The 13,569-nt window shown below is 63.4% G+C and carries 12 protein-coding genes; 3 read left to right on the forward strand and 9 right to left on the reverse strand.

The window, feature by feature from the left end:
• Positions 1-67 precede the first annotated feature (67 nt).
• The 5 genes from purB to ACYUME_RS10080 form a co-directional block, all read right to left on the reverse strand.
• Positions 68-1,438: an adenylosuccinate lyase gene (gene purB, locus ACYUME_RS10060; protein ID WP_279885496.1), complete on the reverse strand. Its 1,371-nt coding sequence runs from the start codon at positions 1,436-1,438 to the stop codon at positions 68-70.
• 241 nt (positions 1,439-1,679) lie between these two features.
• The gene (hflD, locus tag ACYUME_RS10065; protein WP_279885498.1) at positions 1,680-2,306 is read right to left on the reverse strand and encodes a high frequency lysogenization protein HflD; all 627 of its coding nucleotides are present in this window, start codon (positions 2,304-2,306) and stop codon (positions 1,680-1,682) included.
• Entirely contained in the window at positions 2,303-3,427 is a 1,125-nt protein-coding gene (gene mnmA, locus ACYUME_RS10070) for a tRNA 2-thiouridine(34) synthase MnmA (protein WP_279885500.1), read from the reverse strand. The genes hflD and mnmA overlap by 4 nt, the downstream gene beginning before the upstream one ends.
• Before the next feature lie 59 nt (positions 3,428-3,486).
• The gene (locus ACYUME_RS10075) at positions 3,487-3,927 is read right to left on the reverse strand and encodes an NUDIX hydrolase (protein ID WP_460418745.1); all 441 of its coding nucleotides are present in this window, start codon (positions 3,925-3,927) and stop codon (positions 3,487-3,489) included.
• 169 nt (positions 3,928-4,096) lie between these two features.
• Entirely contained in the window at positions 4,097-6,322 is a 2,226-nt protein-coding gene (locus tag ACYUME_RS10080; protein WP_279885505.1) for an NADP-dependent isocitrate dehydrogenase, read from the reverse strand.
• Between the two features lie 578 nt (positions 6,323-6,900).
• Here ACYUME_RS10080 and icd point away from each other — a divergent pair.
• The gene (gene icd, locus ACYUME_RS10085; protein ID WP_279885507.1) at positions 6,901-8,157 is read left to right on the forward strand and encodes an NADP-dependent isocitrate dehydrogenase; all 1,257 of its coding nucleotides are present in this window, start codon (positions 6,901-6,903) and stop codon (positions 8,155-8,157) included.
• Between the two features lie 76 nt (positions 8,158-8,233).
• Here icd and cspD read toward each other — a convergent pair whose 3' ends face one another.
• Positions 8,234-8,485 carry a cold shock domain-containing protein CspD gene (gene cspD, locus ACYUME_RS10090; RefSeq protein WP_279911515.1) on the reverse strand — a complete coding sequence of 84 codons (252 nt, stop codon included), beginning with the start codon at positions 8,483-8,485 and terminating at the stop codon, positions 8,234-8,236.
• 231 nt (positions 8,486-8,716) lie between these two features.
• Between cspD and clpS the strand changes: the two genes are divergently transcribed.
• Positions 8,717-9,091 (forward strand): ATP-dependent Clp protease adapter ClpS, encoded by a 375-nt coding sequence (gene clpS / locus ACYUME_RS10095; RefSeq protein ID WP_023630410.1) that lies wholly within the window; start codon positions 8,717-8,719, stop codon positions 9,089-9,091.
• A 30-nt stretch (positions 9,092-9,121) separates the two neighbouring features.
• Entirely contained in the window at positions 9,122-11,392 is a 2,271-nt protein-coding gene (clpA, locus tag ACYUME_RS10100; protein WP_279885512.1) for an ATP-dependent Clp protease ATP-binding subunit ClpA, read from the forward strand.
• Positions 11,393-11,505: 113 nt separating this feature from the next.
• On the opposite strand, the gene infA is transcribed toward clpA, so the two are convergent.
• The 3 genes from infA to aat all read right to left on the reverse strand — a co-directional run bounded on the left by infA (position 11,506) and on the right by aat (position 13,274).
• Entirely contained in the window at positions 11,506-11,724 is a 219-nt protein-coding gene (gene infA / locus ACYUME_RS10105; protein ID WP_002553999.1) for a translation initiation factor IF-1, read from the reverse strand.
• A gap of 104 nt (positions 11,725-11,828) precedes the next feature.
• Entirely contained in the window at positions 11,829-12,536 is a 708-nt protein-coding gene (locus tag ACYUME_RS10110; RefSeq protein ID WP_279885514.1) for an arginyltransferase, read from the reverse strand.
• Positions 12,537-12,593: 57 nt separating this feature from the next.
• On the reverse strand, positions 12,594-13,274 hold the full coding sequence (aat, locus tag ACYUME_RS10115; protein WP_460418746.1) for a leucyl/phenylalanyl-tRNA--protein transferase: 681 nt from the start codon (positions 13,272-13,274) through the stop codon (positions 12,594-12,596).
• Between the last annotated feature and the right edge of the window lie 295 nt (positions 13,275-13,569).

The following is a 13,569-nucleotide window of genomic DNA, read 5'->3' on the forward strand; positions in this document are numbered from 1 at the left end:
AAAAACTTAGTTTTCGTACGGGAATAAAAACGCCCGGCCAGGCCGGGCGTTGAACGCGGCGGTCAGCTTAGATGCGTTTTGCCTGAGCCACCGCGTTGCCGATGTAGGACGCCGGGGTCAGCTGCTTGAGTTCGGCCTTGGCTTCGGCCGGCATGTCCAGGCCGTCGATGAAGGTCAGCAGCGCTTCAGGGGTGATACCCTTGCCACGGGTCAGCTCCTTGAGCTTCTCGTAGGGGTTCTCGATGTTGAAGCGGCGCATCACGGTCTGGATCGGCTCGGCGAGGACTTCCCAGCAAGCGTCCAGGTCGGCGGCGATGCGGGCGGCGTTGACTTCGAGCTTGCCGATGCCCTTGAGGCTGGCTTCATAGGCGATGACGCTGTGGGCGAAGCCCACGCCCAGGTTGCGCAGCACGGTGGAGTCGGTCAGGTCGCGCTGCCAGCGCGAGATCGGCAGCTTGCTGGCCAGGTGCTGGAACAGCGCGTTGGCGATGCCCAGATTGCCTTCGGAGTTCTCGAAGTCGATCGGGTTGACCTTGTGCGGCATGGTCGAGGAGCCGATTTCGCCGGCGACGGTCTTCTGCTTGAAGTAGCCCAGCGAGATGTAGCCCCAGACGTCGCGGTCGAAGTCGATGAGGATGGTGTTGAAGCGGGCGATGGCGTCGAACAGCTCGGCGATGTAGTCGTGCGGCTCGATCTGGGTGGTGTAGGGGTTGAACACCAGGCCCAGCTCGTCCTCGATGAAGGCGCGGGCGTTGGCTTCCCAGTCGATCTGCGAGTAAGCCGACAGGTGGGCGTTGTAGTTGCCCACGGCGCCGTTGATCTTGCCCAGCAGCGGCACGGCGGCCACTTGCGCGATCTGGCGCTCCAGGCGGTAGACGACGTTGGCCAGTTCCTTGCCCAGGGTGGTCGGCGAAGCCGGCTGGCCGTGGGTGCGCGACAGCATCGGCACGTCGGCGTGGGCGTGGGCCAGGGCGCGGATGGCCTCGGCGATCTGGCGCATCAGCGGCAGCAGCACGTCGTCACGGCCAGCGCGCAGCATCAGGGCGTGGGACAGGTTGTTGATGTCCTCGCTGGTGCAGGCGAAGTGGATGAACTCGCTGACCTTGGCCAGTTCAGGCAACTGGGCGGCCTGTTCCTTGAGCAGGTACTCGATGGCCTTGACGTCGTGGTTGGTGGTGCGCTCGATTTCCTTGACGCGTTCGGCGTGCTCGAGCTTGAAATCGGTGGCCAGGCTGTCCAGCAGGGCGTTGGCTTCGGCGGAGAACGCCGGCACTTCGCCGATCTGCGGGTGGGCGGCCAGGCGCTGCAGCCAGCGCACTTCGACCAGGGCGCGGAATCGGATCAGGCCGAATTCGCTGAAGATGGGGCGCAAGGCCTGGGTTTTGCCGGCGTAACGGCCGTCTACAGGGGAAACCGCAGTGAGCGAAGAGAGCTGCATGGGGTGTTCTCGGACAGTCAGGCTTTTGGAAGGGCGCATATCATACATGAAAAACGCGCCCGAGTCGGGTGGCTGACCAAAGGTCGGGCCTGTAAATCATGTCGCAATCCCTGTGTAGGAGCGGCCTTGTGTCGCGAAAGGGCTGCGCAGCAGCCCCGGCAATCTTGAGCCGGGCTCGAGATCCTGGGGCCGCGCTGCGGCCCTATCGCGACACAAGGCCGCTCCTACACAGGTTTCTGTGTCAGTCGGCAGTACGCATCATCCCGTACAGCTCGTTGAGCAGCTTGCGCCGGCTGAACACCAGTTGCCAGCGGTGCCCGCCCAGCTGGCGCCACAGGCGCGCGGCGCGAATGCCGGCCAGCAGCAGGGCACGGATCTTCGAGGCGTTGCTGGCCTGTTGCAGGAAGCGCATGTCGCCGTGTACCTGGATGCGCTGGCGCAGGGTGCTCAGGGTGTCCTGGTACAAGGCTCCGCTGGAAGCGATGACGTTTTCGTGAACCAGGCCGAAATGTTCAGCTTGGGACTGGATCTGCGGCAGACGGTTGCCGATGGTGTCGAGCAGGTCGCCGCGCTTGTTCAGCTGGCGCTCCAGGCCCAGCATCGACAGGGCATAGCGCAGCGGCTCGCGCTGCAGGCTGCTGGGGTCGCGTTCCAGGGCGCCGACCAGCGCGCGGTAGCCGTCGCGCAGGTTGAGGTCGTCGCCACCGAACACCTCCAGGGTGTCCTTCGGGTCGCGTACCAGCAGGCTGCCGAGCATGCAGCCGATATTGGCTTCGCTGGCTTGGCCGGTGCGGGCGATGCGGTCCACCAGCACCGCGGCCTGGAACACGCCGCCCAGGGCGATCAGTTGCTCCTGCAGGTTGCTCATGCGCGCGGGCTCCACGGCTCGGCGATTTCGATCACGCCGCCGCCCAGGCACACTTCACCGTCATAGAACACCACGGACTGGCCAGGGGTCACGGCGCGCTGCGGCTCGTCGAACACGGCGCGATAGCCGCTCTCGGTGCGTTCCAGGGTGCACTGCTGGTCGCCCTGGCGGTAGCGCACCTTGGCGGTCAGGCGGCGCGGGCTGGAGAGGTCGATCGGGTTGACCCAGAAGATTTCCGAAGCCAACAGGGCGCGGGAGAACAGCCACGGGTGTTCGTTACCCTGGCCGACCACCAGCACGTTGCGGGTCAGGTCCTTGTGCAGCACGTACCACGGCTCGTCGCCGGCGTCCTTCAGGCCGCCGATGCCCAGGCCCTGGCGCTGGCCGATGGTGTGGTACATCAGGCCGTGGTGGCGGCCGATCACCTCGCCGTCGGTGGTCTCGATGTCGCCCGGCTGGGCCGGCAGGTACTGCTTGAGGAAGTCGCTGAAGCGGCGCTCGCCAATGAAGCAGATACCGGTGGAGTCCTTCTTCTTGGCGGTGGCCAGGCCGTGTTTCTCGGCGATGGCGCGCACCTCGGGCTTTTCCAGTTCGCCGACCGGGAACAGGGTGCGGGCGATCTCCGCGCCGCCCACGGCGTGCAGGAAGTAGCTCTGGTCCTTGTTCGGGTCCAGGCCCTTGAGCAGCTCGGTCAGCTCGCCAGTATCGCGGCGGCGCACGTAGTGGCCGGTGGCGATCAGGTCGGCGCCAAGCGACAGGGCGTAGTCGAGGAACGCCTTGAACTTGATTTCGCGGTTGCAGAGGATGTCCGGGTTGGGCGTGCGCCCGGCCTTGTATTCCTCGAGGAAGTGCTCGAATACATTGTCCCAGTACTCGGCGGCGAAGTTGGCGGTGTGCAGCTTGATGCCGATGCGGTCGCACACGGCCTGGGCGTCGGCCAGGTCTTCGCGGGCGGTGCAGTATTCGGTACCGTCGTCCTCTTCCCAGTTCTTCATGAACAGACCTTCCACCTGGTAGCCCTGCTCCATGAGCAGAAGGGCGGAGACGGAAGAGTCCACGCCGCCGGACATGCCGACGATGACGCGGGTCTTGGCGGGGTCTTTGAGTGCTGGGCTGGTCATGGCTACCGGTGTGTATCAGAGGGGAAAAACGCCGATTCTATCAAACCCGCGCCCTGGCGTCAGTCGCGCAGCAGATCGAGGCTGTGCAGCGGGCCTTTCAGGTAGTCGTCGAGGCAGCGCGGCACCAGTTCGCTGCGCCAGCGTGACGGCTCGGCCAGCAACTCGTCGCGGCTCAGCCACACCGCGCGGACGATGTCGCTGTCCAGGGCCAGCTCGGCGTGGTGGCGCAGCGGCCGGGCGGCGAAGCAGATGCGCTGGTAGGTGACGCCGTTGCTCGGGGCGGTATAGAGGTAGATGCCGACCACGCCGGTGAGTTCGACTTCCCAGGCGGTTTCCTCGAGGGTTTCGCGCAGGGCGGCCTGGGTGATGGTTTCGTTGGCTTCGAGGTGGCCGGCGGGCTGGTTGAACACGTGCCGGCCGGCCTTGAACTCCTCGACGAAAAGGAACTTGCCGTCGTGTTCGACGACGGTGGCGACGGTGATGTGGGGTTGCCAGGTCATGCAGTGGGCTCCATGGCGGGGGCGTGGGAGCGGGCTTGCCCCGCGATTGCGCCCATACAGGTTCAGCGCAATCGCGGGGCAAGCCCGCTCCCACGGGAGATTTCACAAACTTCAAAAAGCACAAACCCCGGTGCGTGGCCGGGGTCTGTGCGGTTACTTCAAGCGAGCCTTACAGTGCGGCGATGGCGCTGTTCAGGGTCTGGCTTGGGCGCATTACCTTGGCGGTCAGCTCGGCATCCGGTGCGTAGTAGCCACCGATGTCGGCCGGCTTGCCCTGGACGGCGTTGAGCTCGGCGACGATGGTCGCTTCGTTCTCGCTCAGGGTCTTGGCCAGCGGGGCGAAGCGCGCCTGCAGGGCAGCGTCGTCGGTCTGGGCGGCCAGGGCTTCTGCCCAGTACAGGGTCAGGTAGAAGTGGCTGCCACGGTTATCGATACCGCCGACCTTGCGCGAAGGCGACTTGTTGGTGTCGAGGAACTTGCCGGTGGCCTGGTCCAGGGTGTTGGCCAGGACCTTGGCGCGCGGGTTGTCGTAGGTGTTGCCCAGGTGCTCCAGGGAAGCGGCCAGGGCCAGGAACTCACCCAGCGAGTCCCAACGCAGGAAGTTCTCTTCCACCAGCTGCTGCACGTGCTTCGGAGCCGAACCGCCGGCGCCGGTTTCGAACAGGCCACCGCCGTTCATCAGTGGCACGATCGACAGCATCTTGGCGCTGGTGCCCAGCTCCATGATCGGGAACAGGTCGGTCAGGTAGTCGCGCAGCACGTTGCCGGTCACCGAGATGGTGTCCTTGCCTTCGCGGATGCGGGCCAGGGAGAACTTGATGGCATCGACCGGGGCCAGGATGCGGATGTCCAGGCCGGAAGTGTCGTGATCCTTCAGGTAGGTCTGTACCTTCTCGATCATCACGCCGTCGTGGGCGCGGGCCGGGTCCAGCCAGAACACCGCCGGGGTGTTGCTCAGGCGGGCGCGGTTGACGGCCAGCTTGACCCAGTCCTGGATCGGCGCGTCCTTGGTCTGGCACATGCGGAAGATGTCACCGGCTTCGACGTTCTGCTCCAGAACGACCTTGCCCTTGCCATCGACCACGCGCACGACGCCGTCGGCCTTGATCTGGAAGGTCTTGTCGTGGGAGCCGTACTCTTCGGCTTTTTGCGCCATCAGGCCAACGTTCGGCACGCTGCCCATGGTGGTCGGGTCGAAGGCGCCGTTGGCCTTGCAGTCTTCGATGGTGGCCTGGTAGATGCCGGCGTAGCAGCGATCCGGGATGATCGCCTTGGCATCCTGCAGTTCACCGGCGGTGTTCCACATCTTGCCCGAGTCGCGGATCATCGCAGGCATCGAGGCATCGACGATGACGTCGCTCGGCACGTGCAGGTTGGTGATGCCCTTGTCCGAGTTGACCATGGCCAGGGCCGGGCGAACGGCGTACAGGGCCTGGATGTCGGCTTCGATCTCGGCCTGCTTGTCGGCAGGCAGATCCTTGATGCGGGCGTACAGGTCGCCGATGCCGTTGTTGGCGTTGAAGCCTACTTCGGCCAGGGCTGCGGCGTGCTTGGCCAGCACGTCGTTGTAGAACGCTTCGACGATCACGCCGAACATGATCGGGTCGGAGACCTTCATCATGGTGGCTTTCAGGTGTACCGACAGCAGCACGCCGGAGGCCTTGGCATCGGCGATCTGCTCGGCGATGAAGGCTTTCAGGGCCTTGCGGCTCATGGTGGCGCAGTCGATGACTTCGGCGGCCTTGACGGCGGTCTTTTCTTTCAGGACGGTGGTGTTGCCATCCTTGCCGACCAACTCGATGCGCAGGCTGTCGTCAGCCTCGATCAGCGCGGCTTTTTCGCTGCCGTAGAAGTCGCCCTGGGTCATGTGGGCAACGTGCGACTTGGAGTCGGCGGCCCAGGCGCCCATCTTGTGCGGGTGCTTGCGTGCGTAGTTCTTGACCGACAGCGGGGCGCGGCGATCGGAGTTGCCTTCGCGCAGGACCGGGTTCACGGCGCTGCCCTTGATGCGGTCGTAGCGGGCGCGGGATTCTTTTTCCTCGGCGCTGGCTGGCTCGTCGGCGTAGTCAGGGATGTCGAAGCCCTTGGCTTGCAGCTCCTTGATCGCGGCCTTCAGCTGTGGAACCGAGGCGGAGATGTTCGGCAGCTTGATGATGTTGGCTTCCGGGGTGGTAGCCAGTTGGCCCAGTTCCGCCAGGTGATCGCCTACCTGCTTCTCGGCGCCCAGGCGCTCCGGGAAAGCCGCAAGGATACGGCCGGCCAGGGAGATGTCGCGGGTTTCGACGGCGATATCGGCCGAAGCGGTGAAGGCCTCGACGATCGGCAGCAGCGAGTAGGTGGCGAGGGCGGGGGCTTCGTCGGTGAAGGTGTAGATGATCTTGGAACGGGTGGGCATGCGGGTTAACTCTCTATGTGCTGAGCGTACTCGAGTCTCGAGGTGCGCAGGGTAGGCGCTTCGCCCTGGCGACGCCATGAGCGGAAAGTCGAGAGGCTGCGAGCGGTGATGGTGGATGCATCAGTCGAGCGTCAAGTGCTGGGCCGCGGTAACAACCCAGGCTTCGTGGTCATTCTTGACCAAGGGCGAGCCGCATTTTCCAAGGGTTCGCCCCGATGACCCTATGGTCGCGGCGCAGTATATCAAACCCTTTGGGCTAATCAGCAAGGTCAAGTGCGATCGCGCCATTTATAAGACCAAAGACGTAGGGGCAATGTGGCGTGTTGCCGCAGGCTTGGGCGGTGAAACACACCCAGTTCTTTGGTGGTCGACGTGGGAGCGGGCTTGACCCGCGATGCGTGCGCCGCGGTGCGTGGCACCGGCTATGCCGGTGTTCGCGGGGCAAGCCCGCTCCCACGCAGTGCTTGCAGGGATGGTGATCCAGGTGGGGCAGCGTACCTTGCAGGTCGGCAGATGTGGTTTAGGCTCAGTGGATCGCACGATTTCCAATCACACCAGGAAAAGCGGAGTAGTGCAGCATGGGATACCAGAAAATCAAGGTTCCGGCCGATGGTGCCAAGATCACCGTCAATGCAGACCATTCGCTCAATGTTCCCGACAACCCCATCATTCCCTACATCGAGGGCGACGGTATCGGCGTGGATGTTTCGCCGGTGATGATCAAGGTAGTGGATGCCGCCGTGCAGAAGGCTTATGGCGGCAAGCGCAAGATCGCCTGGATGGAGGTGTACGCCGGCGAGAAGGCCACCCAGGTGTACGACCAGGACACCTGGCTGCCCCAGGAGACCCTGGATGCGGTGAAGGATTATGTGGTGTCGATCAAGGGGCCGCTGACCACCCCGGTCGGCGGCGGCATCCGTTCGCTCAACGTGGCCTTGCGCCAGCAGCTCGACCTGTATGTGTGCCTGCGTCCGGTGGTCTGGTTCCAGGGCGTGCCGAGCCCGGTGAAAAAGCCCGGTGACGTCGACATGGTGATCTTCCGCGAGAACTCCGAGGACATCTATGCCGGCATCGAGTGGAAGGCCGGCTCGCCCGAGGCGAACAAGGTGATCAAGTTCCTCAAGGAGGAAATGGGCGTCACCAAGATCCGCTTCGACCAGGACTGTGGCATCGGCGTCAAGCCGGTCTCCAAGGAGGGCACCAAGCGTCTGGTGCGCAAGGCCCTGCAGTATGTGGTGGACAACGACCGCAAGTCGCTGACCCTGGTGCACAAGGGCAACATCATGAAGTTCACCGAAGGGGCCTTCAAGGATTGGGGCTACGAGGTGGCGCGCGATGAATTTGGCGCCGAACTGCTCGACGGCGGCCCTTGGATGAAGTTCAAGAATCCGAAGACCGGCCGCGAGGTGATCGTCAAGGACGCCATCGCCGATGCCATGCTCCAGCAGATCCTGCTGCGCCCTGCCGAATATGACGTGATCGCCACCCTGAACCTCAACGGTGACTATCTGTCCGACGCCCTGGCGGCGGAAGTGGGCGGGATCGGCATCGCGCCCGGGGCCAACCTGTCGGACACCGTGGCCATGTTCGAGGCGACCCATGGCACCGCGCCCAAGTACGCCGGGAAAGACCAGGTCAACCCAGGCTCGGTGATCCTCTCGGCCGAGATGATGCTGCGCCACATGGGCTGGACCGAGGCGGCCGACCTGATCATCAAGGGGACCAACGGGGCGATCGCCGCCAAGACCGTCACCTATGACTTCGAGCGTCTGATGGAGGGCGCGACTTTGGTGAGCAGTTCGGGCTTTGGCGATGCGCTGATCAAGCACATGTAATCGATGCGAAAAAAACCGGCCGCCTCATTGATTGAAGAAGCGGCCGGTTTTTTCGTATATGGACAGGGGATGGAGGTCAGACTTCGGCGGTCGTCGAGTGCGGTGCTCCCGTCGAGACGCTGGCATTGGCACTGGCGATCTCGGTCGCATGCAGCCCCTTGGGGCCCTGGACGATCTCGAAAGTCACTGATTGGCCGGCCTTGAGGGTCTTGTAGCCGTCCATCTTGATCGCCGAGTAGTGGGCGAACAGGTCGTCGGTCTTACCGTCCTCGTTGATGAATCCGTAGCCCTTGGCATTGTTGAACCACTTGACTTTACCGCTTGCCATCCCTATGTCCCTCTGCAAAGGACTCCATCACTGGAGTATCATCCACTTCATCCGCATACGAACCTTGCGAGAAAATCTGGTTGACTGCGCGGATCTTTATCGACCACGGTGGGTTCCTATTGGTTGTAACACCGTTTTGCCGATAGTCAAGGTCAGCCGGCGCCCGCGCCGAGCGCGGCCTGCGCGGTCAACCCACAACCTTAACCTGTCGATCATGATGAAATTCTTTCCATGCATGTACTCAGTGAGATTCGACTAACATTCAATCAGGATCGCCCCCAGTCGCATGAGGACGGGCATGAGGACGATGGCGCGGGCCTCGCGGTTCAGGAGGCCAAGCCGATCCTGCAGGCGCCACCGATGTACAAGGTGGTTTTGTTCAACGATGACTACACGCCGATGGATTTCGTCGTCGAAGTGCTCGAGACGTTCTTCAATCTGAACCGCGAGCTGGCAACGAAGATCATGCTGACCGTCCATACCGAAGGGCGGGCAGTATGCGGATTGTTTACCCGTGACATCGCCGAAACGAAGGCCATGCAGGTCAACCAATACGCCAGGGAAAGCCAGCATCCGCTACTCTGTGAAATCGAGAAGGACGGTTAATCGCCGACCACTTGGGTATGAGGTGAAGCTATGTTAAACCGCGAGCTCGAAGTCACCCTCAATCTGGCCTTCAAGGAGGCCCGTTCGAAGCGTCATGAGTTCATGACCGTCGAACACCTGTTGCTGGCACTCCTTGACAATGAAGCCGCCGCGACCGTTCTGCGCGCCTGTGGCGCCAATCTCGACAAGCTCAAGCACGACCTGCAAGAGTTCATCGATTCGACCACGCCGCTGATTCCCGTGCATGACGAGGATCGCGAAACGCAACCGACCCTGGGCTTCCAGCGCGTGCTGCAGCGTGCCGTGTTCCACGTGCAGAGCTCCGGCAAGCGTGAAGTCACCGGCGCCAACGTGCTGGTGGCGATCTTCAGCGAACAGGAAAGCCAGGCGGTGTTCCTGCTCAAGCAGCAGAGCGTGGCCCGCATCGACGTCGTCAACTACATCGCCCATGGCATCAGCAAGGTGCCAGGACATGGTTCGCACAGCGAAAGCGATCAGGACATGCAGGACGAGGAGGGTGGCGAAACGTCGTCTTCCAGCAACCCGCTGGATGCCTATGCCAGCAACCTGAACGAACTGGCGCGTGCCGGGCGCATCGACCCTTTGGTCGGGCGCGAGCAGGAGGTCGAGCGCGTCGCGCAGATCCTTGCCCGTCGGCGCAAGAACAACCCACTGCTGGTGGGCGAGGCCGGTGTCGGCAAGACCGCCATCGCCGAGGGCCTGGCCAAGCGCATCGTCGACGGCCAGGTGCCCGACCTGCTGGCCCAGAGCGTGGTCTACTCGCTCGACCTGGGCGCGCTGCTGGCCGGCACCAAGTACCGCGGCGACTTCGAGAAGCGCTTCAAGGCGCTGCTCGGCGAGCTGCGCAAGCGGCCGCAGGCGATCCTGTTCATCGACGAGATCCACACCATCATCGGCGCCGGCGCGGCATCCGGTGGCGTGATGGATGCGTCCAACCTGCTCAAGCCGCTGCTGTCCTCCGGTGAGATCCGCTGCATCGGTTCGACCACCTTCCAGGAGTTCCGCGGCATCTTCGAGAAGGACCGGGCGCTGGCGCGGCGCTTCCAGAAGGTCGATGTCACCGAGCCGTCGGTGGAAGACACCGTGGGCATCCTGCGTGGCCTCAAGGGGCGCTTCGAAAGCCACCACAACATCGAGTACAGCGACGAAGCCCTGCGCGCCGCCGCCGAACTCGCCTCGCGCTACATCAATGACCGGCACATGCCGGACAAGGCCATCGATGTGATCGACGAGGCGGGCGCCTACCAGCGCCTGCAGCCAGAGGCCAACCGGGTCAAGCGCATCGACGTGCCTCAGGTCGAGGACATCGTCGCCAAGATCGCGCGGATTCCGCCGAAGCATGTCACCAGCTCGGACAAAGAGCTGCTGCGCAACCTCGAGCGTGACCTCAAGCTGACCGTGTTCGGCCAGGATGCGGCGATCGACTCGCTGGCCACCGCCATCAAGCTGTCCCGTGCCGGATTGAAGGCCCCGGACAAACCGGTCGGTTCGTTCCTGTTCGCCGGCCCCACCGGGGTGGGCAAGACCGAGGCCGCTCGCCAGTTGGCCAAGGCGCTGGGGGTCGAGTTGGTGCGCTTCGACATGTCCGAGTATATGGAGCGGCATACCGTATCGCGCCTGATCGGTGCGCCGCCCGGCTATGTCGGGTTCGACCAGGGTGGCCTGCTGACCGAGGCCATCACCAAGCAACCGCACTGCGTGCTGCTGCTCGACGAAATCGAGAAGGCCCACCCGGAAGTCTTCAACCTGCTGCTGCAGGTGATGGACCACGGTACCCTGACTGACAACAACGGGCGCAAGGCGGACTTCCGCAACGTGATCCTGATCATGACCACCAACGCCGGCGCCGAAACCGCCGCGCGGGCCTCGATCGGCTTCACCCATCAGGATCACTCGTCCGATGCCATGGAAGTCATTCGCAAGAGCTTCACGCCGGAGTTCCGCAACCGCCTGGATACCATCATCCAGTTCGGCCGCCTGTCCCACGAGACGATCAAGAGCATCGTCGACAAGTTCCTCATCGAACTGCAGGCGCAGCTGGAAGACAAGCGTGTGTTGCTGGAGGTCAGCGATGCCGCTCGTGGCTGGCTGGCGGCGTCGGGCTACGACGTGCAGATGGGCGCGCGACCGATGGCGCGGCTGATCCAGGACAAGATCAAGCGGCCATTGGCCGAGGAGATCCTGTTCGGCGAGCTGGCCGAGCACGGTGGCGTGGTGCACATCGACTTGCGCGATGGCGAGCTGGTGTTCGATTACGAGACCACGGCTGAAGTCGCGTAACGGCCATTCGCGGGGCAAGTCGCATCGGTGCGCCGATGCGACTTGCCCCGCGATGCTTTTCAGCGCCCATAAAAAAGCCCGGCACACTGGCCGGGCTTTTTCATGGCTTGAGCTTAGCGCGCACGGTAGGTGATGCGGCCCTTGCTCAGGTCGTACGGCGTCAGTTCGACGCGGACCTTGTCGCCAGTGAGAATACGGATGTAGTTCTTGCGCATCTTGCCGGAGATATGCGCGGTAACGACGTGCCCGTTTTCCAACTCCACGCGGAACATGGTGTTGGGCAGGGTGTCGACGACAGTGCCTTCCATTTCGAAGCTGTCTTCTTTCGACATGCAGTAAAGCCCTCGGTATCCAGTGATGGCCCGACGCACGACTGCACCGGGCAAAAAAAGTGGCGTGGATTATGCCCGAAAATTGTGTTTCAAGCCAATGCCTTTCAGTTGAGGGTGACCCAGCGCTGGTTGATCAGCAATTCGATGGGGCGGTACTGGGTCTTGTAGTTCATCTTCTTGCAGTTCTTGATCCAGTAACCGAGGTACACCGCCTCGAGGTCCTGGCGCAGCGCTTCGGTGATCTGCCACAAGATGGCGTAGCGTCCGAGGCTGCGGCGTTCCTCTTCGGGTTCATAGAAGGTGTAGACCGCCGACAGGCCATTGGGCAGCAGGTCGCACACCGCCACGGCCAGGAGCCGGCCTTCGAGGCGGAACTCGTAGAACCAGCAGAAGGGCAGGTCGCGGACCAGGAAGGTGGAAAACTGGTCGCGACTCGGTGGGTACATGTCGCCGTCGGCATGGCGCTGCTCGATATAGCGTCGGTACAGGTCGAAGTATTCTTCCTTGAAGGACGGGCGAGCGGCACTGACGGTCAGGTCGGCATTGCGCTTGAGGATACGCCGTTGCTGGCGGTTGGGGATGAAGCGCGCTGCGGGGATGCGCGCTGGAACGCAGGCGTTGCAATGTTGGCAATGCGGGCGATAGAGGTGGTCGCCGCTGCGGCGAAAGCCCATTTCCGACAGGTCGGCATAGACATGCACGTCCATCGGCTGGCTTGGGTCGAGAAACAGCGTGGTTGCCTGCTCATCCGGCAGATAGCTGCAGGAGTGGGGTTGAGTGGCATAGAACTTCAAGCGCGCCAGCTCTGTCATGATCAACCCCTTAGGTGAGACTTTGTCTCTAAGTGTAAGCCAGCTCCGGGAACTCGACTAGGCAACCCAGCTGGCGCCGCTGGGTTGATCCAGGTGTCGCGCCAGGTGGTTGGCGAAGTCGGCTCGGCTGATGGCGCGGGCGCCCAGGCTGTGCAGGTGGTTGGTCGGCATCTGGCAGTCGATCAGCACGAAGCCGGCCTGCCGGAGGTGCTCGACCAAGGTCACGAAGCCTACCTTGGAGGCGTTGTCGGCGCGGCTGAACATCGATTCGCCGAAGAACAGTCGGCCGATGGCCAGGCCGTAGAGGCCGCCGACCAGCTCGCCGTCCTGGCGCACCTCCACCGAATGGGCGATGCCGCGGCGGTGCAGCTCGCAGTAGGCGGCGCGCATGTTGTCGGTGATCCAGGTGCCGTCGGCATAGTCGCGTGGCGCGGCGCAGGCGGCGATCACCGCCGGGAAGTCGCTGTCGAAGCTCACCTGGTAGCGGCCCTGGCGGATCAGCTTGGCCAGCGAGCGCGAGACATGCAGCTCGTCCGGGAACAGCACCGTGCGCGGATCGGGCGACCACCAGAGGATCGGCTGGCCATCCTGATACCAGGGGAAGCAGCCATGGCGATAGGCCGCGACCAGGCGATCAGGCGTCAGGTCGCCGCCGGCGGCGAGCAGGCCGTTGGGGTCGTGCAGGGCCTTTTCCAGGGGCGGGAAGGTCAGCGAGTCGCGGGTCAGCCAGGTGAGCATGGTGTTCTTGAGCGGCGGGGGAGGGGAGAGGGCAGCATGGCGTGCGTTGGAAATGAGGTCAACGCCTTGCGCGATCCCTGTAGGAGCGGCCTTGTGTCGCGATGGGCTGCGCAGCAGCCCCAACTACTCAGCATGATGCCGCAATCCTGGGGCTGCTGAGCAGCCCATCGCGACACAAGGCCGCTCCTACAGGCTCTCTATGCGGGTCCACAAATTGCACCCGGCTTCGGTGGCTCCAGGCACCATCTGCCACTTTTGCTGTCACACCTGTGCAAAAACACAGCATAAGCCTTTG

This window comes from Pseudomonas sp. microsymbiont 2, from assembly GCF_054788395.1.